The 19,112-nt window shown below is 62.9% G+C and carries 14 protein-coding genes; 10 read left to right on the forward strand and 4 right to left on the reverse strand.

All coding sequences use genetic code 11. The features are described 5' to 3' along the window. Nucleotides 1–142: 142 nt before the first annotated feature. Nucleotides 143–1,561 (reverse strand): glutamate synthase subunit beta, encoded by a 1,419-nt coding sequence (locus ACSSVQ_RS13915; protein ID WP_454183982.1) that lies wholly within the window; start codon nt 1,559–1,561, stop codon nt 143–145. 6 nt (nt 1,562–1,567) lie between these two features. Continuing rightward, on the reverse strand, nt 1,568–6,262 hold the full coding sequence (gene gltB / locus ACSSVQ_RS13920; RefSeq protein ID WP_454184701.1) for a glutamate synthase large subunit: 4,695 nt from the start codon (nt 6,260–6,262) through the stop codon (nt 1,568–1,570). Between the two features lie 774 nt (nt 6,263–7,036). On the opposite strand from gltB, the gene ACSSVQ_RS13925 reads away from it, so the two are divergent. The 7 genes from ACSSVQ_RS13925 (at nt 7,037) to ACSSVQ_RS13955 (ending at nt 14,106) form a co-directional block, all read left to right on the forward strand. After that, on the forward strand, nt 7,037–7,354 hold the full coding sequence (locus tag ACSSVQ_RS13925; RefSeq protein ID WP_454183984.1) for a BufA1 family periplasmic bufferin-type metallophore: 318 nt from the start codon (nt 7,037–7,039) through the stop codon (nt 7,352–7,354). A gap of 33 nt (nt 7,355–7,387) precedes the next feature. Next, a complete protein-coding gene (gene bufB, locus ACSSVQ_RS13930) occupies nt 7,388–8,323 on the forward strand; it encodes an MNIO family bufferin maturase (protein WP_454183985.1) in 936 nt (311 codons plus the stop codon). Next, nucleotides 8,316–9,125, forward strand: coding sequence for an HvfC/BufC N-terminal domain-containing protein (locus ACSSVQ_RS13935; RefSeq protein ID WP_454183986.1), 810 nt, complete (start codon nt 8,316–8,318; stop codon nt 9,123–9,125). Before bufB ends, ACSSVQ_RS13935 begins: the two co-directional genes overlap by 8 nt. Continuing rightward, nucleotides 9,109–9,585 carry a DoxX family protein gene (locus ACSSVQ_RS13940; RefSeq protein ID WP_454183987.1) on the forward strand — a complete coding sequence of 159 codons (477 nt, stop codon included), beginning with the start codon at nt 9,109–9,111 and terminating at the stop codon, nt 9,583–9,585. The genes ACSSVQ_RS13935 and ACSSVQ_RS13940 overlap by 17 nt, the downstream gene beginning before the upstream one ends. Nucleotides 9,586–9,633: 48 nt before the next feature. Then, on the forward strand, nt 9,634–10,689 hold the full coding sequence (locus ACSSVQ_RS13945) for a threonine aldolase family protein (protein ID WP_454183988.1): 1,056 nt from the start codon (nt 9,634–9,636) through the stop codon (nt 10,687–10,689). Between the two features lie 109 nt (nt 10,690–10,798). Next, a complete protein-coding gene (locus ACSSVQ_RS13950; protein WP_454183989.1) occupies nt 10,799–11,251 on the forward strand; it encodes a hypothetical protein in 453 nt (150 codons plus the stop codon). A gap of 176 nt (nt 11,252–11,427) precedes the next feature. Next, nucleotides 11,428–14,106 (forward strand): bifunctional acetate--CoA ligase family protein/GNAT family N-acetyltransferase, encoded by a 2,679-nt coding sequence (locus tag ACSSVQ_RS13955; RefSeq protein ID WP_454183990.1) that lies wholly within the window; start codon nt 11,428–11,430, stop codon nt 14,104–14,106. Between the two features lie 71 nt (nt 14,107–14,177). Here ACSSVQ_RS13955 and ACSSVQ_RS13960 read toward each other — a convergent pair whose 3' ends face one another. After that, the gene (locus ACSSVQ_RS13960) at nt 14,178–14,648 is read right to left on the reverse strand and encodes an Hsp20 family protein (RefSeq protein ID WP_293324580.1); all 471 of its coding nucleotides are present in this window, start codon (nt 14,646–14,648) and stop codon (nt 14,178–14,180) included. 270 nt (nt 14,649–14,918) lie between these two features. Here ACSSVQ_RS13960 and ACSSVQ_RS13965 point away from each other — a divergent pair, with 270 nt between their 5' ends. Further along, on the forward strand, nt 14,919–15,704 hold the full coding sequence (locus tag ACSSVQ_RS13965) for a PepSY domain-containing protein (RefSeq protein ID WP_454183991.1): 786 nt from the start codon (nt 14,919–14,921) through the stop codon (nt 15,702–15,704). Between the two features lie 181 nt (nt 15,705–15,885). Continuing rightward, nucleotides 15,886–16,371 (forward strand): hypothetical protein, encoded by a 486-nt coding sequence (locus ACSSVQ_RS13970; RefSeq protein ID WP_293324576.1) that lies wholly within the window; start codon nt 15,886–15,888, stop codon nt 16,369–16,371. A gap of 90 nt (nt 16,372–16,461) precedes the next feature. Here ACSSVQ_RS13970 and ACSSVQ_RS13975 read toward each other — a convergent pair whose 3' ends face one another. Beyond that, nucleotides 16,462–18,015, reverse strand: coding sequence for an acyl-CoA carboxylase subunit beta (locus ACSSVQ_RS13975; RefSeq protein WP_454183992.1), 1,554 nt, complete (start codon nt 18,013–18,015; stop codon nt 16,462–16,464). Between the two features lie 116 nt (nt 18,016–18,131). Between ACSSVQ_RS13975 and ACSSVQ_RS13980 the strand changes: the two genes are divergently transcribed. Continuing rightward, complete coding sequence (locus ACSSVQ_RS13980) at nt 18,132–19,112, forward strand: alpha/beta fold hydrolase (RefSeq protein WP_454183994.1); 981 nt, start codon at nt 18,132–18,134, stop codon at nt 19,110–19,112.

The raw sequence follows: 19,112 nt of genomic DNA on the forward strand, positions 1-19,112 counted from the left end.
TGCGGCAGGAGATGACACGGAAAGCGTTATCGTGTCTTGCCATATCCGGAACCCACATCTGCATGTACCGGAAAAATTTTCTCAAAGAAAAACCCCGCGGGATCGCTCCCGCGGGGTTTTGGATGTTTCGTATGGAGGGCCGCTAGCGGGGCAGGAGCGACTCTCCCATCAGGTAAAGATCTACTTCGCGGGCGGCCTGGCGGCCTTCGCGAATGGCCCATACCACGAGGGACTGACCACGGCGCATGTCGCCGGCGGCGAAGAATTTGCCTTTGCTGGCTTTGTAGGTCGCCGTGTCGGCGGCCACGTTGCCGCGCTGGTCAAGTTCCACACCGATCTCTTCCAGCATGCCTTGATGCACCGGGTGCACGAAGCCCATGGCGAGCAGCACGAGATCCGCCTTGATTTCGAACTCGCTGCCTTCGATGGGCTGCATCTTCTCGTCGACACGGATGCATTCGAGCGCCGTCACATGACCGTTCTCGCCGACAAAGCGGCGGGTCATCACGGCGAAGTCACGCGTCGCGCCTTCCGCCTGGCTGGAGGAGGTGCGCATCTTCATCGGCCAGTCGGGCCAGGTCAGGAGCTTGTTTTCCTTTTCCGGCGGGGCAGGCATGATTTCGATCTGGGTGACCGAAAGCGCGCCCTGGCGGAAAGAGGTGCCGATGCAGTCGGAACCGGTGTCGCCGCCGCCGATCACGACCACATGCTTGCCATTGGCAAGGATAGGCTCGACCTGGCCGATGGGCTCGTCGGACACACGGCGGTTCTGCTGGGGCAGGAATTCCATCGCGAAATGGACGCCCGAGAGATCGCGGCCCTCGACCGGCAGGTCGCGGGGCGCTTCGGAGCCGCCGGTCAGCAGCACGGCGTCGAATTCGGATTCGAGTTCCGTCGCGGATTTGTCGACGCCGATGTTCACGCCGTAGTGGAAGGTCACGCCTTCCGCTTCCATCTGGCCGACGCGGCGGTCGATCAGGGTCTTTTCCATCTTGAAGTCGGGAATGCCGTAGCGGAGCAGGCCGCCGGCTTTCGCATTCTTCTCGAAGAGATGCACGTCATGGCCGCGGCGGGCAAGCTGCTGCGCGGCGGCAAGCCCGGCGGGGCCGGAGCCGACGATCGCGATCTTCTTGCCGGTCTTCTGCGCGGGCACCTGCGGGACGATCCAGCCTTCCTGCCAGCCGCGATCGACGATGGAGCACTCGATCGTCTTGATGGTGACGGGCTGCTCGGTCAGGTTCAGCGTGCAGCTTGCCTCGCAGGGAGCGGGGCAGATGCGGCCGGTGAACTCCGGGAAGTTGTTGGTCGAATGCAGGTTGCGGCAGGCGTCTTCCCACTCGGCGTGATAGACGAGATCATTCCAGTCGGGGATCTGGTTGTTCACCGGACAGCCCGAATGGCAATAGGGAATGCCGCAATCCATGCAGCGCGCGGCCTGGTCGCGGGTCGCATCCTCGCTCAGCGGAATCACGAATTCCTTGTAGTTGCGGATGCGGTCCGACGCCGGCAGGTACTTTCGGTCCTGACGGTCGATTTCCAGAAAGCCTGTAATCTTACCCATGGTTGCTTACTCTCCTGCTGCGGCCATGGCCTGGGCCGCTTCCTGAGATTCCTTCAGTTCGCGCAGGGCGCGGCGGTACTCGACCGGCATCACCTTGCGGAACTTCGGCAGGAAGCTCTCCCAATTTTCAAGAATCTCACGCGCGCGCGCCGAATTGGTGTAGCGCGCGTGGTTTTCGATCAGCTGATGCAGACGTTCGGCATCGAAGCGGGTCATGTCGGACATCACGTCCACACGGCCATGCGCCTCGAGGTCGGTGGACTGGTGACGGAGCTTCTCCATCAGCTCGTGTTCTTCCTTCACGGGCTCCAGATCCACCATGGCGAGGTTGCAGCGACGCTCGAACATGCCGTCTTCGTCCAGCACATAGGCGATACCGCCCGACATGCCGGCCGCGAAGTTGCGGCCCGTCTCGCCGAGCACGACGACAACGCCGCCCGTCATGTATTCGCAGCCATGATCACCCGTGCCTTCGACAACGGCGACGGCACCGGAGTTGCGGACGGCGAAACGCTCGCCGGCCACGCCGCGGAAATAGCATTCGCCGCCGATGGCGCCGTAAAGCACGGTATTGCCGACGATGATGCTCTTCTCCGGCACGATGCCGCTGACGGCGGGCGGATAGACGATCAGGCGACCGCCCGAAAGGCCCTTGCCGACATAGTCGTTGGCTTCGCCTTCAAGCTCCAGCGTGACGCCGGTGGCGACCCAGGCGCCGAAGCTCTGCCCCGCCGTGCCCTTGAACTTCACATGGATCGTTTCGTCGGGCAGGCCGATATGGCCATAGTGCCGGGCGATCTCGCCCGACAGCATGGCGCCGGTGGTGCGGTCGGTATTGTGGATCGGAAGCTCGATCTGTACCGGCTTCTTCTCTTCGATCGCGCCCTTGGAGGCTTCGATGAGCTTGCGGTCGAGGATGTCGTGAATCTTGTGATCCTGCTCCTCGCATTTGAAGATGCTCACGCCCGCCGGTGCGTCCGGCTTGTGGAAGAGCTTGCCGAAATCGAGGCCCTTCGCCTTCCAGTGGTCGACGACCTTGCGCTTATCGAGCATCTGCATCTGCCCGATCATTTCGTTCACCGTGCGGAAGCCCATTTCGGCCATCAGCTCGCGAACTTCCTCGGCAACGAAGAAGAAGTAGTTGATGACATGCTCGGGCGCACCGACGAAGCGCTTGCGCAGTTCCGGGTCCTGGGTGGCGACGCCGACCGGGCAGGTGTTCAGATGACATTTGCGCATCATGATGCAGCCTGCCGCGATGAGCGGCGCGGTGGCGAAGCCGAACTCGTCCGCGCCCAGCAGTGCGCCGATGACGACATCGCGGCCGGTACGCAGGCCACCATCGACCTGAACGGTGATGCGGCCGCGCAGGCGGTTCAGCACCAGCGTCTGATGGGTTTCGGCCAGGCCGATTTCCCAGGGGCTGCCCGCATGCTTGATGGAGGTGAGCGGTGAGGCGCCCGTGCCGCCGTCATAGCCGGAGATCGTCACATGGTCGGCGCGCGCCTTGGAGACGCCCGCGGCCACCGTGCCGACACCGACCTCGGAGACGAGCTTCACGGAGATGAGCGCCTTGGAGTTGGTGTTCTTCAGGTCGTAGATCAGCTGGGCCAGATCTTCGATCGAATAGATGTCGTGGTGCGGGGGCGGAGAGATGAGGCCCACGCCCGGCGTCGAATGGCGCACCTTGGCGATGACCGCGTCGACCTTGTGGCCGGGCAGCTGGCCGCCTTCGCCGGGCTTTGCGCCCTGCGCCATCTTGATCTGGATCATGTCGGAGTTGACGAGATATTCCGTCGTCACGCCGAAACGGCCCGATGCGACCTGCTTGATCGAGGAGCGCATGCTGTCGCCATTGGCCATCGGCTTGAAGCGATCCGGCTCCTCGCCGCCTTCGCCCGTGTTGGACCGGCCGCCAAGCCGGTTCATGGCAATCGCCAGCGTCGTATGTGCCTCGCGGCTGATCGAGCCGTAGGACATGGCGCCGGTGGCGAAACGCTTCACGATCTCGGAAGCGGGCTCGACTTCTTCCAGCGGAACAGGCTTGCGGCCCACATCCTCGGCCGTCTTGATGTCGAAGAGGCCGCGCATGGTGAGCAGGCGTTCGTTCTGCTCGTTGATGCTCTTGGCAAAGGCCTTGTACTGGTCCTGGCTGTTGCCGCGCACCGCATGCTGCAGGTCGCGCACGGATTCAGCCGTCCAGGCATGGTCTTCGCCGCGAATGCGCTGGGCATATTCGCCACCGACATCGAGTGCGCTCTTCAGCACGGGCGCATCGGAATAGGCGAGGCGGTGCCGCGTGAACGTCTCACGGGCAATCTCGTCGATGCTGACGCCTTCGATCATGGAGACGGTGCCGGTGAAGTATTTGTCGCAGAACGAGGTGGCGAGGCCGACCGCGTCGAAAATCTGCGCGCCGCAATAGGACTGGTAGGTCGAGATGCCCATCTTGGACATGACCTTCAGAATGCCCTTGTCGATCGCCTTGATGTAGCGCTTCTCGGCTTCCTTCTGCGAGAGGCCCTCATCGAGGTTCGGCAGCAATTCATGCAGCGTCTCGAAGGCGAGATAGGGGTTGATCGCTTCGGCGCCGTAGCCGGCCAGGCAGCAGAAGTGATGCACTTCGCGCGCCTCGCCCGTTTCGACGACGATGCCGACCTTGGTGCGCAGGCCCTTGCGGATCAGATGGTGATGCACGGCGGATGTGGCGAGCAGCGCCGGAATGGCGATGCGCTCCGCCGAGATCAGGCGATCCGACAGGATGATGATGTTGTAGCCCTGATCGACGGCTTCTTCTGCGCGCTGGCAGAGCCGGTCGACCATTTCGGCCATGGCTTCCTCGTTGCGATCGACGGCGAAAGTCATATCGAGCGTCTGGGTGCGGAAATGATTGTCCGCGACCTCGCCGATCATGCGGATCTTTTCCAGATCCTCATTGGTGAGGATGGGCTGGCGCACTTCCAGGCGCTTCACCGAGGACATGCCTTCCAGATCGAGCAGGTTCGGGCGCGGGCCGATGAAGGAGACCAGCGACATGACCAGTTCCTCGCGGATCGGGTCGATGGGCGGGTTCGTCACCTGCGCGAAGTTCTGCTTGAAATAGGTGTAGAGCAGCTTCGACTTGGAAGAGAGCGCGGAGATGGGCGTGTCCGTGCCCATCGAGCCGATCGCTTCCTGTCCGTCGGTCGCCATGGGCGACATCAGGAACTTCAGGTCTTCCTGCGTGTAGCCGAAGGCCTGCTGCGTATCGAGCACCGAGCCGTAGCGCGGCGTCTGCATGCGCGTGGACGGGGCGTGCATGTCCTCGAGCTGGATCTGCGTCTCGTTCAGCCACTTCTGGTAGGGGTGAAGCGTTGCGAGGTCCGCCTTGATCTCGGCATCGGAAATGATGCGGCCCTGTTCAAGGTCGATCAGCAGCATCTTGCCGGGCTGCAGCCGCCACTTTTCGACGATCTTGTCTTCCGGTGCCGGGAGCACGCCCATTTCGGAGGCCATCATCACATCGCCATCGTCGGTGACGTAATAGCGGGCCGGGCGCAGGCCGTTACGGTCCAGCGTCGCGCCAATCTGGCGGCCGTCCGTGAAGGCGACCGCGGCGGGGCCGTCCCAGGGCTCCATGAGGGCTGCGTGATATTCGTAGAAGGCGCGGCGCTCTTCATCCATGAGCGGATTGCCCGCCCAGGCTTCCGGGATGAGCATCATCATCGCATGGGCCAGCGAGTAGCCGCCCATGATGAGAAGTTCGAGCGCATTGTCGAAGCAGGCCGTGTCCGACTGTTCCTGAACGGCAATCGGCCAGATCTTCTTGATGTCGTCGCCCAGAAGCTCCGATTCCATGGTGGCGTAGCGTGCCGCCATCCAGTTCACATTGCCGCGCTTCGTGTTGATCTCGCCATTGTGGCAGACCATGCGGAAGGGGTGGGCAAGGCTCCAGGTCGGGAAGGTGTTGGTGGAGAAGCGCTGATGCACGAGGGCGAGCGCCGTCACCATGTCCGGATCGGTCAGGTCCTTGTAGTACTGGCCCACCTGGGCGGCGAGCAGCATGCCCTTGTAGACGATGGTCTGCGAGGAGAAGGAGGGAATATAGAGTTCCTCCGGTACACGGCCTTCCTGCTCCAGCAGCGTGTTGAAAATGCGCTTGCGGATGACGAAAAGCTTGCGCTCGAACGCGGCCTGATCGGCACAGTCGTCGGCGCGCTTCACGAAAACCTGCATGTGGCGGGGTTCGGTCGGGATAACCGACTCGCCAAGGTCGGAATTATCCACCGGCACGTCGCGCCAGCCGAGAAGGGTCTGGCCTTCCTCGGCAACGATCCTGTTCACCAGTTCGACGATCTTCGCGCGTGCGTCGTCCGCCTTGGGCATGAAGAGCATGCCGACGCCGTAATGGCCTTCTTCCGGCAGCTCGATACCAAGCTTGCCGGCTTCCTTGCGGAAAAAGGCATCCGGCATCTGAATGAGAATGCCCGCGCCGTCGCCCGCCTTGGGGTCGGCGCCGACCGCGCCGCGATGCTCGAGATTTTCGAGGATGCGCAGACCGTCTTCGATGATTTTGTGCGATTTCCGGTTGTGGATGTTCGCGATGAAGCCGATGCCGCAGGCATCATGCTCGTTCCGGGGGTCATAGAGGCCCTGCGCCGCCGGAAGGCCCGCAGCGTAAGCCATGGGCGCAGTGGCGGCGGAAGCTTTCAGCTTCGCCATGCTGGTCCGCGTCTGGCCGATGTCTGCCCGCATTTCCGTCATTTCTTTCCATCCCTAACCTAGGCCCGGGCCGTGCCGATCCGGACGGAATGTCTTTCCGTTGCCGGACCCCGAACCGGGTCGTCACCTACGCCACTTTCGTCTCTCGCCTCGTCCTTCCGGTTCTGACCGGAGGGCCGGGCATTCCGGCATGCCGGAACCCCGAGGGCGGGGGACGTCAGCGGATTACGCCTGATCGCAAGATCCCCGCGCGGTGGGCCCGCAAGCCCGTCATCTAGCACGCTCCACGACCCGGGCCAGCAGCCCGGGGGACAAATCTTAGGTCCCGTTATCCTGGCGCGTGCCCCGGCTGCAGTGCCGCGTAGCCGCTCAGCTTTCTGCAGGGTGCTCCTTTTGCCCGGAGCGGGGCCACCTGACAAGTCTCCCGGCGGCCCAAATTACGCTTGACCGGCCATCCGAAAGGACCCCGGGAAGCGGGGCTTCTCCGGGAGCGCGATACTGCCAGAACGGGGGCTTTTTAGCAAGAAAATATGACAGGATTGCTGACCTATAAAATGACTCTTTGAATCAGGCGCTTAGCGGCTCCGGGCTTCATGTCCGGCAATCACGACCGTGTGAAAATGCGTGTCCGCGCGCGCCCCTCTTCGTGACAGCAGTTGATTTCACGGCCCGCGTTCCGGCGGGCATGCTCGATCTCGTTCCGGCAAGACAGCACATGCATGCCGCCGGGACGGATGGACAACATCCATTTGACCCAATCAGCGGAGATCCAACATGTCGAAGACCCTTTCCCGTTCCACGCTCGCCCGTTCCTCGCTGGCCATTGCCGGTGCTCTCACCGCCGCCATCAGCCTGTCCGCCGCCGCTCATGCCGACAATATGGGCAAGGGCGCGATGGAGAAATGCTACGGCGTCGCCATGGCCGGCCATAACGACTGCAAGGCCGGAGCGGGCACGACCTGCGCGGGCACGTCGACACTCGACTATCAGGGCAATGCCTGGAAGCTCGTGCCGGCCGGCACCTGCGCCAGCATCGAAACGCCCTATGGCAATGGCAGCCTCGACCCGAAGGACACACAGCTTCCCTCGTAAGTGTGTGTTTCAAGGGACCGGACGGAGATCATCATGACCATCCCCCCATCTCATGATGCACCGGCAAGTCGTGCCGGAAGCGGCCGGTCCCGTCTCGGCCGCCCGGCCCCCGCCGCCTGCCCCCGGGCGGCCGGGGTCGGGCTCAAGGCCGATCACTATCGCGAAATCCTCGACACGCGGCCCGCCATCGGCTGGTTCGAGGTGCATGCCGAAAACTTCATGGGCGAGGGCGGGGCGCCGCATCGCTATCTCACCGCCATTCGAGAGCACTATCCGTTGTCGCTGCACGGGGTCGGGCTGTCGCTCGGCTCGGCCGGGCCGCTCGACCGGGCGCATGCAAAGCGGTTGTGTGCGCTTGTGGACCGGTACGAGCCCGGGCTCGTCTCCGAACATCTCGCCTGGTCGCGGCACGATGGCGTCCATTTCAACGACCTTTTGCCTGTGCCGCTGACCGTGGAAGCGCTCGGCATCGTCGCGGAGCATGTCGAGGAGACCCAGGACATTCTCGGGCGGCGTATGCTGATCGAAAACCCGTCCACCTATGTCGCTACGCGCGATGAGATGAGCGAGACGGAATTTCTCGTCGCGCTGGCGCGGCGCACGGGATGCGGACTGCTGGTCGACGTCAACAATGTCTATGTCTCTTCGATGAACCACGGCCGGGACGCCGCCGCCTGGCTCGACGCCATTCCCGCCGAGCTGGTGGGCGAAATTCACCTGGCGGGCCATGCGGTGGAGATGGTGGACGGCGAAGCGCTCCGGATCGACGATCATGGCAGCCGGGTATCGCCGGAAGTCTTGGAGCTCTGCGGCCGTTTCCTCGACCGGGTCGGGCCCGTCCCTACACTGATCGAATGGGACAGTGACGTGCCGCCGCTTTGCGTGCTGCTCGAGGAAGCATCGAAGGCGGACAAGCTGTTGCTTCGGGCTCAGGCGCAAGCCGCCATGATGGGGCGTGCGCATGACTGACGCGCGCGCCTCGCTGGCAGATTTTCAGGCGCGCTTTGCCGCGTCGCTGCGCAAGCCCGAAGACGGCTCGGCGCTTTCGCTGTTCTCGTCTTCCGAACGCATACCGCTCGCGCGCCGTTTCGATGTTTACCGCAACAATGTGCATGCCAGTCTTGTCGATGCGCTTGCCGATATTTTCCCTGCCGTGGCGCGTCTTGTCGGTCGCGATTTCTTCCGGGCGTCGGCGCGGCTCTTCCTTGCCGACAGTATGCCGTCGCGGGGCACGCTGATCGGTTTCGGCGATGGTTTTCCGGAATTTCTCGACCGGTTCGAGCCGGCCGCCGGGCTGCCTTATCTTGGCGATGTTGCGCGACTGGAGCTTCTTTGGCTCGCCGCCTATCACGCGGGCGAGGCACCGCCGGTCGATCCCGGCGCGATGCAGGCCGGCGACGATCCGTCTGGGCTTTGCCTCCGTTTCCATCCTTCGGCGGCGTTGCTCTCTTCCAGCTGGCCCGTGTTTCAGATCTGGCGAAGCAATCGCGAGGATGCGGAGGTCATGCCTATCGACCTCGATACCGGTCCCGATTTTCTGATGGTGTTTCGGAGCGGGGGAGAGGTGCGCATCGCATCGCTCGATTTGGGCATGCATGCGTTTTGCGAAAAGCTCGCCGCGGGCGCGGCGCTGGGCGATGCCGCTGAGGTGGCGGCTGCCGTCGACACGGATTTCGATCTCGTCGCGGCGTTTCGTTTCATCCTGTCATCGGGCGCTTTCGCTGCGCCCTTATCCGAGCGAGGAGACACCTGCCATGTCCAACATCTCTGAGAGTGCCGCGTCGCGCGCCGCGATACCACGAGCGGCTGCGTTTGCCGGGCGGGCGAATACGCTTTTGGCGGGCATCCCCGTTTCGCTCTACACACTGATGATGCGGGTGGCGATCTTTCTGGTCTTTTTCCAGTCCGCCCGCACCAAGGTGGAGGGACTACTCACGATCAAGGAGAGCACCTTCTTCCTCTTTCAATATGAATATGCGCTGCCGCTTCTGCCGCCGCATCTCGCAGCCTATATGGCGACCTATTCGGAACATTTCTTTTCGCTTCTCATTCTGCTTGGGCTCGCCACGCGCTTTGCCGCTTTACCGCTTCTCGGCATGACGCTCGTCATCCAGATCTTTGTCTATCCGGAAGCCTATACGGTGCATCTTTCCTGGGCGGCCATGCTCGTTGCCCTGGCGGCGCTGGGGGGCGGCAGGTTTTCGCTCGATCATCTTCTCTTTCGCCGATGAGCCCGTTACGATCCGCCCGTTCAGGTAGTGAGGAGGGCGGGATCGAAAATGGCGGCGATGGATTTTACCAGCGACAATGCGTCGGGTGTGGCGCCCGAAATCATGGCGGCACTGGCGGAAGCCAATCATGGCAGTGCCGCTTCCTATGGCGCCGACGATGCGACCGCGCGGCTTCAGACCGTCATGGCGGATCTGTTCGAACATGAGGTCGAGGTTTTTCCCGTCGCGACCGGCACGGCGGCGAATTCGCTGGCGCTGGCCTGCCTCACGCCGCCATGGGGCGCGGTTTTCGGTCACGAACACGCGCACGCCCATGTCGACGAATGCGGTGCGCCGGAATTCTTTTCCGACGGCGCCAAGTTCGTGCCGATTGCAGGCGAGAACGGAAAGCTCGAACCGGATGCCTTCAAGGGCGCATTTCGTCTTCTGCCGCTTGGCAATGTCCACAATGTACAGCCTTCGACGCTGACGCTGACGCAATCCACCGAATGCGGGACGCTCTATTCCGTCGATGAAATCCGGACGCTTACGGATATTGCGCATTCCCGCGATATCGCGGTTCACATGGATGGCGCGCGCTTTGCCAATGCGGTTGCGTCGCTCGATGCGTCGCCGGCGGAGATCACATGGAAATCCGGGATCGATGTGATGTCGTTCGGCGCGACCAAGAACGGCGCCATGGGGGCTGAGGCCGTGATCTTTTTCGACAAGCATCTGGCACGCGATTTTGCGTTCCGGCGAAAGCGTGGCGGGCATCTCTTTTCGAAGATGCGTTTTCTTTCGGCCCAGCTCGAAGCCTATCTGAAAGACGGATTGTGGCTGCGCCTGGCCGCTCACGCCAATGCGATGGCGGGCGAGCTTGCCGAAGGTCTCGGTGCAATGCCCGGCGTTGACATTCATTTCCCCGTACAGGCGAACGAGATTTTCGTCCGCATGCCGGTCTCCATGTCGAAGGGCCTCAAAGAGGCGGGCGCGCGCTTCCATCCCTGGCCTATGGTGGGGGACAATGACGGTGCGCGGACGGTGAGGCTTGTTGCGTCATTCCAGACGGAAGCCGCCGCTGTCGCGGAATTCCTTGCTCACGCGCGCACGACGGCGGGATGATTGTCAATCCGACACATGCGTTTTTAGGCTTTCTTAATGCTGATCCGCATATCGTCCCAGATGTCCGTATTGCATGCCTCTTTTCATTCAGATGCTCGAAAACGGAACCATGGCTTCATTCGACGAAAACGATTCGAGCGAATATGCGCGCCTGATCGCGAAAGCGGAGGCTGCCGTGGAGGCGTTGCGCGACAGCTACAAGGACCAGTTCCGCCAGGATGTCGATCAGATGTTCCTGCTCTGGGCAAAGCTTGAAGACGGGGCAGATCGCCGGCAGGTCATGGATGAGATTTACGCCATTGCCCACAATGTGAAGGGGCAGGGCGGTTCCTTCGGCTATGATTTTGTGACGGCGCTCGGGGCGTCACTATGCCGCTTCCTGCGGGCTACATCCGCCTATTCCGATGACGATCTGAAAATCGTTCGCGCGCATCTGGACGCGCTCTTGCTTGCCGCTTCGGACGATATGTCGGGCGATGGCGGGGCGAAAGGACGCGATATCCTGCGTAACCTTTCTCTGATGACGGGCTATCCGGTCGACAGCGGTGCGATCGACGGCTGAGCTTTCCATAGCCTCTCTTCTTTGCGTTAGATCAAACCCATGCGGTTTTCCACAGATTGGGCGTGGCGCGGCCACTTGTCCGCTCGCGATATACGCCGTTCTGTGTTTCCATTCCCCTTGCGTTCGAGCATCTCTTCCCGGCTTGAATTCTGCCCCCCATATTCGTCGAGGTTCCCATGAGCATCCGAAACCTCCATCAAATGTTCGCGCCGAAATCCGTCGCGCTGATCGGAGCGAGCAATCGCGACGGCAGTATCGGCAAGGTCGTGCTGCGGAACCTGAGAAGCGCCGATTTCAAAGGGCCCATATGGGCGGTCAATCCGCAGGGCGGTGAGATCGGCGGGGAGGAGGCCTATAAGGATGTTGCCTCGCTGCCGGAGGCGCCCGACCTCGCCGTGATCGCGACGCCGCCTCACACCGTGCCGGGCATTATCGGCGAACTCGGCAAGAAGGGAACGCGCGCCGCCGTGGTCATCACGGCGGGCTTTGGCGAACTCGGCGAAGAAGGACGGGCGCTCCAGCGCGAGATGCTGGATGCGGCAAAGCCCTATCTTCTGCGCATCGTCGGCCCGAACTGTCTTGGCATCCTGGCACCGGGAAACCAGCTCAACGCCTCCTTCACCCATCTGCCGCCGCTCGACGGCAATGTTGCCTTCGTCTCGCAATCGGGTGCCGTCGTCACCGCTGTCCTCGACTGGGCGACGAGCCGCAATATCGGATTTTCCCATATCGTTTCGCTGGGCGGCATGTCGGATGTGGATTTCGGCGACATGCTGGATTTTCTTGCGCATGACCCGAAGACGAAGAGCATTCTGCTTTATGTCGAGTCGGTGACCGATGCGCGCAAGTTCATGTCCGCCGGCCGGCAGGCCGCGCGCCTGAAGCCGGTCATGGTCATCAAGGCGGGCCGCCATGAAGAAGGCGCCAAGGCGGCGCGGTCGCATACCGGTGCGCTGGCCGGCTCCGACGCGGTCTATCACGCCGCTTTCCGCCGCGCGGGCATGTTGCGCGTGCAGGGCGTGGAAGACCTCTTCGATGCGGTGGAGACTCTTGCCATGCGTTCGGAGCGCAAGCCGCTCCTTGGCGACAGGCTTGCCATTCTTACCAATGGCGGCGGTGTCGGGGTGCTGGCGACCGACGACCTGATCGACGAGAGCGGGCATCTTGCTTCGCTGGCGCCGGAGACGATCGAGCGCCTCAACAAGGTGTTGCCGCCCACCTGGAGCCGAGGCAATCCGGTGGACATTATCGGCGATGCCGGTGCGCAGCGTTATGCGGATGCGATCGAAGGCCTGATGGGCGATCCTAATACCGATGCGCTTCTGGTGCTCAACTGCCCGACCGCCGTGGTGGACAATGTCGAGGCCGCGCGGGCGGTTGTCGATGCCGCTGCGAAGAGCCGCAAGCCGCTCTATACGAGCTGGCTTGGCGATCAGGGCGCGCGGGAGGCGCGACAGGTTTTTCTCAACAACAAGGTCGCGACCTATGACACGCCCGGCCAGGCGGTTCATTCCTTCATGCTGCAGGTTCGCTATGACCGTAACCAGCGGCTGCTGATGGAAATTCCGCCGGCAGGGCCTGCATGGCCGCAGCGCGATCTCGATGCGGCGCGCGCCATTATCGACAAGGCCGCCGGCGAGAAACGCGAATGGCTGACGGAGCCGGAAGCAAAGGCGCTTCTGAAGGCCTATGGCATTCCGGTCGTGGAAACGCTCACGGTGAGTTCCGTCGATGAAGCGGCGGCGTGCGCGGAGGAAATCGGCTATCCGGTGGCGCTGAAAATTCTTTCCCCCGAAATTACCCACAAGACCGATGTCGGCGGCGTCGCGCTCGATCTTGAAGACAAGGAAGCGGTGCTGCGGGCGGCGCGACGCATGCTCGACCGCGTGGCGGAAGCCAGGCCAGATGCGAAGATCGACGGGTTTACCGTTCAGCGCATGGCGAGCCGTCCCAGTGCCTTCGAGCTCATCCTCGGCATGATCGACGACGCGACGTTCGGCCCGGTGCTTCTTTTCGGGCAGGGCGGTACGGCGGTGGAAGTCGTGCGCGACCAGGCGATGGCCCTGCCGCCGCTCAATCGGGTGCTGGCCGAAGATCTGATCCGACGCACGCGGGTCTCAAGGCTTCTCGATGGTTATCGCGGACGCCCCGGCGCCGATTTCGATGCGATTGCGGGCACTCTGATGGCGATCGGAGATCTCTCGGCGGATAATCCCGACATCGCGGAACTCGACATCAACCCTCTCTGGGCGGATGAGGAAGGCGTGCTGGCGCTGGATGCGCGTGTGCGCATCAAGGCGCCGCATGGCAAGGGCTCGTCGCGGTTTGCGATAAGGCCCTATCCCGGTGCGCTGGAAGGTGCGATTTCCGGACGAGACGGCAGGATTTATCCGATGCGGCCTATCCGGCCCGAAGACGCACCGCTGACGGACGACCTTCTGGCGCATACCGATCCGGAAGACATACGGCTGCGTTTCCTGTCGCCACTCAGAAAGCTTCCGCGCCAGTTGGCCGCGCGTCTGACGCAGATCGACTATGACCGGGAAATGGCCTTTGTGGTCTTTACCGACGAGACGCGCCAGCATCTTGCCGCGGTAGGCCGGCTTTCCGACGATCCCGACAGGGAGCGGACGGAATATGCGATCCTGGTGCGGACCGATCTTCACGGACATGGTCTCGGCTACGGGCTGATGCACAAGCTCATCGACTATGCGCGGGCTCGCGGTGTGAAGCAGATCTTCGGCCATGTGTTGCGCGAGAACAAGCCGATGCTCGATCTGTGTACCGAACTCGGCTTTACGCGCCATCAGCTGCCGGGCGAACCGAGCGTGTTCGAAATGCAGCTCGATCTCTGAGCGTATGAAAAAAGGCGGGCCGTTTCCGGCCCGCCCCGTTTCATTCTCATTATGCGCGTTATGGCATCCGATCAGTCGGCAGCCGTCGCGTAGCTGCCTTCCAGCGATTTCGACCCCGCCGAGGCATTGGTGATCGCAATGCGGCGCGGCTTCATCTCTTCGGGAACCTGACGCTGCAATTCGACATGGAGGAGGCCGTTTTCGAGCTTCGCGCCCGTGACCTCCACATGATCGGCCAGCTGGAAGCGGCGCTCGAAGCTGCGTGCGGCGATACCCTGATGGAGGTAGTTCGTCTCGCCGTCCTGCTCGCTCTTCTGACCGTTGATGGTGAGCACGTTCTGCTTCACCTCGATCTCCAGATCGTCTTCGGCGAAGCCCGCCACCGCCATGCTGATGCGGTAATTATGCTCGTCCACCCGTTCGATATTGTAGGGCGGATAGGTAGAGGTCTGGGCCTCGCGAGTCGCATTGTCGAGAAGCGACTGAAGCTGGTCGAAGCCGACGCTGGCACGATAGAGAGGGGAAAAGTCGAAGTTTCTCATTTGAACACCCTTGGTTTAAGCGATGCATCCTTCGGGCCGCCCATCCGCCTTGTGGCCGGCTGGGTCTTCGGCCCGTTCCGGACCCGTTTTGGCGTCCGGTCCCTAATAGATGGGTGGTGTTTCAGGCTCTTCAAGTGAGGATATGCGCCGCTTTTGTCGCGGCCTGCACGGGTGAACCCCGGCTGAACGGAAGGTCCACGATAGGTTCAGCGAGGTCCCGTCATTCTGTGTCTCAGCAATTGGTTTCCCCAGCTGACACAGGAGGCAGACATGACGAACATTCTTCTCAAGACCGCGGCGGCAGCCGGCATTCTGGGCGCGATGGCAATGGCCGCTCCGGCACAGGCCGGCAATGCGAATTTCGTGCTGACATTCGGCAGCCATCATGCCGGGCCGCAAATGACAGCCCAGACCATCGATTATCGCCGCGGGTCTCCGGGATGGCGGGCACATAACGGGCGGGTGATGCCGCTCAACCGCGTGGTCCGCCTCGTCGAAAACCGCTCGGGCGGCACGGTGACCGATATTCGCCTCGCGAAGAACCAGCGCGTCTATCGTCTGGAGGGCGTCACGCGCCTCGGGATGATCGTGGACGCAAAGGTGGATGCGCGCACGGGCCGGATCCAGTCGATCGACTTCAAGAAGTTCCGCCCGCGCTACGATCCCAAGGGCATGGACATCAACCGTCTGCTCGCCAAGCTCAAGCGCAAGGGCTTTCACGGGTTCGATGTCGTCAGCCTGAAGGAGGAGCGTGGCGTCTATCGCGTGCGGGCGCTCAACAAGCGCGGCCGTCCGGTGGTCGTGCGGACCAGGGCGCATAACGGCCATATTCTCAATGTCCGGCGCGCGGCGCATTACAACGGCCCGGACTATAAGCGCGGCGGTCGTCATGGCTTCAACCATTGGCGAAAGGGCGTGGCCGCTCACGGCTACAGCCATTTCAGCAAGGCGACCGATTACGGCGACTATTACGAGGTGAATGCGCGCAACCGGCACGGCAAGCAGGTGCGTCTCGACATCTGCCCCTATACGGGCAAGGTCCTTCGGGTCCTCTGACAGATGACCGGCCTGCCGGATCGTTCCGGCGGGCCGGCCCCCGCCTTTTCCCGAAATCCCGGAAACCCTCCCCCGAAGCTGAACGCCGGATGAACGGCCATGCCAGCGCCCGTTCAGCGCGGATGGCCGATCATCGTTTCAACACCAGGGGGACGATCGAACGACAGAAGGAGCAGGAAGCATGAGAAAGGCATTCATTGTTGCCGGCCTCGCGGCCGGCATGGCGTTTTCAGTACCCCTGGCGGCGCAGGCTTCGGCAGGTGTGCTGGGCGTGAATATCAAGGCGAATACGGCTGCCAATGTGGAGACGGTCGACTACCGGCATGGCCCCAGAGAGGGGAGGCGCCATGATCGCGACTACCGCAAGCATCGCCGTCACGACAGATATGAGCGGCGTCACTATCGCCGCTATGACCGGTATGAACACCGCGAAAACAGGCGCGGCAGTTATTACCGTCCGGCGCCGAGGCGCGAATACCGGCCTTTCGCCCATTGGCGCCCGCGCTATGAGCGCCGGTACCGCCGTTGGGGCAAGCCGGTCTATTACGCGCATCATCGGCGCTGGGGTTCCGCCTATCGCGTTCGCGCCTATGACGATGCGCGCGATCGTGCCGTGATCCTGTGGATCAGTGCGATCACGGGCGCAATTCTCCTGTCCCAGTACTAACTGACACTCCCCGCTCATTTGAGACGCTGAGGGGCGAGTTGCGTGAGTGGGGACGACTGGGCTCCGGTGCGTATCGCCGGAGCCCTTTTTTTACGGGCGCATCGTCGCGAGATAGGGGCCCTTCGCTGTTTCGCGGCGGGGCGCGGCCCAATCCAGCCATTCGCAAAGCCGCGGGCGGGTCTCGCGCGGGTCGATCAGCTCATGGACGGAAAAGCCTTCCGCGCGGGGGAAGGGCGATTGCCCCGCGGCGAGTTTTTCTTCCAGCTCTTGGCGCAAGGCTTCCGGGTCTTCGGCTTCGGCGATCTGGCGGGCGAAGGCGACGGCGACGCCGCCTTCCACGGGAAGGGCGCCGGTTACCGCGCTCGGCCATGAGAGGACGAAACCCTCCGGCCCGAAATGCGCGGCGCCCGCCACCCCGAACACCTTGTGCACGATGACGCTCGCCCAGGGAACGCGGCTCTGCATCACGGCGGCAATCGCCCCCGTGCCGTGGCGGATGGTGGCAGCCTGTTCGGAGGCGGAGCCGATCATGAAGCCCGGTTCGTCCACGAAGGAGAGGATGGGCAGGTTGAAGGTGTTGCACATATCGACGAAGCGGCGGAGCTTCTGCGCCGCCTGCGCGGTCATGGCGCCTGCGTAGAATTTGCAGTCATTGGCGATCACGCCCACGCTTTTGCCGTCGAGGCGCGCAAGTCCGGTGATGAGGGAGGGACCGTATTTTTTCGTCATTTCGAAAAAGCTGCCCTTGTCCACCACGGCCTTGACGATCTTGCGCATGGCGAAGGGCTTGCGCCGTTCGCGCGGGACGATGTCGATGAGGCTTTCATCCATGCGGTCGGGGGTGTCTTCGGTCTCGATATCGGGGGGCAATTGCCAGACATTGTCCGGCATGTAGGAAAGGAATTGCGCGATCTGCTTCAGCGCGTCCTCTTCGTCGCTCGCTACATTGTCGATGACGCCCGAGCGCGCATGGACTTCGGCGCCGCCCAGCTCTTCCTTGGTCAGGTCTTCGCCAAGCGCGCGCGCGACGACCTTCGGCCCCGCGATCAACACCTGCGCGTTCTCGGTCATCACGGAGAAATGCGAGGCGACGAGGCGTGCGGCGGGCATGCCCGCGACCGGGCCGAGTGCCGCCGTCGCGACGGGCACTTCGCCCAGCACCTGCGTGATCGACCGGAAGCGCGGCGTGGAAAAAACGGGATCGCCCATGGGGCGTCCGCCCTTCTTGCCGGACCCGGCGACACTGCCGCCGCCGCCTTCATGCAGGCGGATGAGCGGGACCTTGTAGGTGAGCGCCAGCTCTTCGGCATAGACGCTCTTGCGCAGGCCCGCCGGGTTGGGGGAGCCGCCCTTCATGGTGAAGTCCTCGCCGCCGACGGCGACGCGCCGGCCGTTCACCTTGGCAAAGCCCAGAATGTAGTTGCCGGGTTCGAAACCGATGAGGTTCCCCTCCTCGTCGAAATGCGGCACGCCCGCGCCTTCGCCCATCTCCCGGAAGCTCTCATGGTCGGTCAGCTTCTCGATCCGTTCACGGATGGTCAGTCGGCCTTTTTCGTGCTGGCGCTCGATGGCTTCCTTGCCGCCCTGCTCGCGGGCCAGGGCGCGGCGTTTCCTGATTTCCTCGGCTTCCTTTTCCCAGCTCATGGCCTGCTGTATCCTCCGGCATGTTTCTGTTGTCGCCGACCCTAAAGGAATTCAGGGCTTGAGTTGAGTGTTTCCGGCTCCGTTCCAGGGCGTGACGAGGGAGAAGGGGTATTTTCGTGAACAAGCTGGCGGCTGCACCGCTTATCGAGATCGAGGGCTTTCCTGCGCCCGAGGGCGCCGACGCGCGCTGGCTGGAGGCGACGGATGGGGCGCGGCTGCGCGTCGTCACATGGACGCCGGAAGCGGCGCATATCGAGAATTGCCGGGGGACGGTCTTTCTCTTTGGCGGGCGCACGGAATTTGCCGAGAAATATTTCGAGGTGATCGGCGACCTCATCGCGCGCGGCTTTGCCGTCGCCACGATGGACTGGCGCGGGCAGGGGCTTTCAGCGCGCATGCTGGACGATCCGCGAAAAGGGCATATCGACGATTTCTCCACATTCGACCGCGACCTCGGGCTCTTCATGGCGGAAATTGCCCCCGCCTTCCCGAAGCCATGGATCGCGATGTCGCACAGCATGGGCGGCAATATTCTGCTGCGCGCCTGTCACGACCATGCCGACTGGTTCAGCGGGGCGGTTTTCTCCGCGCCCATGCTGGGCCTGCGGCTCGGGAATGCGCTGAACGCCTTCGCCGCGGCGATGCTGGCTTATGGCGGCAGCGCGCTTGGTTTTGCCGGACGTTACATTCCCGGTGGCGGACCGGCTGCGGCGGATGAAGAGGCGTTTGAGGACAATATCGTGACGTCCGATGAGCGGCACCACGCCATTCATCAGGCGCTGGTGCGGGCGGACCCCGCGCTTGGGCTCGGCGCGGCGACTTTCGGGTGGGTGCGCGCGGCGATCCGCTCCATCGGGGTGACGGAGAGAGCGGACTATCTGCGTGAGGTGCGTATCCCCGTTCTCATCGCCCAGGCAACGAAAGACCGGCTGATCGAGGGGAGCGCGCTTGAGCAGGCGGCGCAGCACATTCCCGATGCGGAGTTCGTCCGGGTGGAAGGCTCCGAGCATGAAATCCTGATGGAACGTGATGCCTTGCAGGCCGTCTTCTGGCAGGCCTTTGACCGGTTTGCCGATAAGGTAGCGCCGCGCGGTTAG

This window comes from Parvibaculum sp. MBR-TMA-1.3b-4.2 (assembly GCF_053628815.1).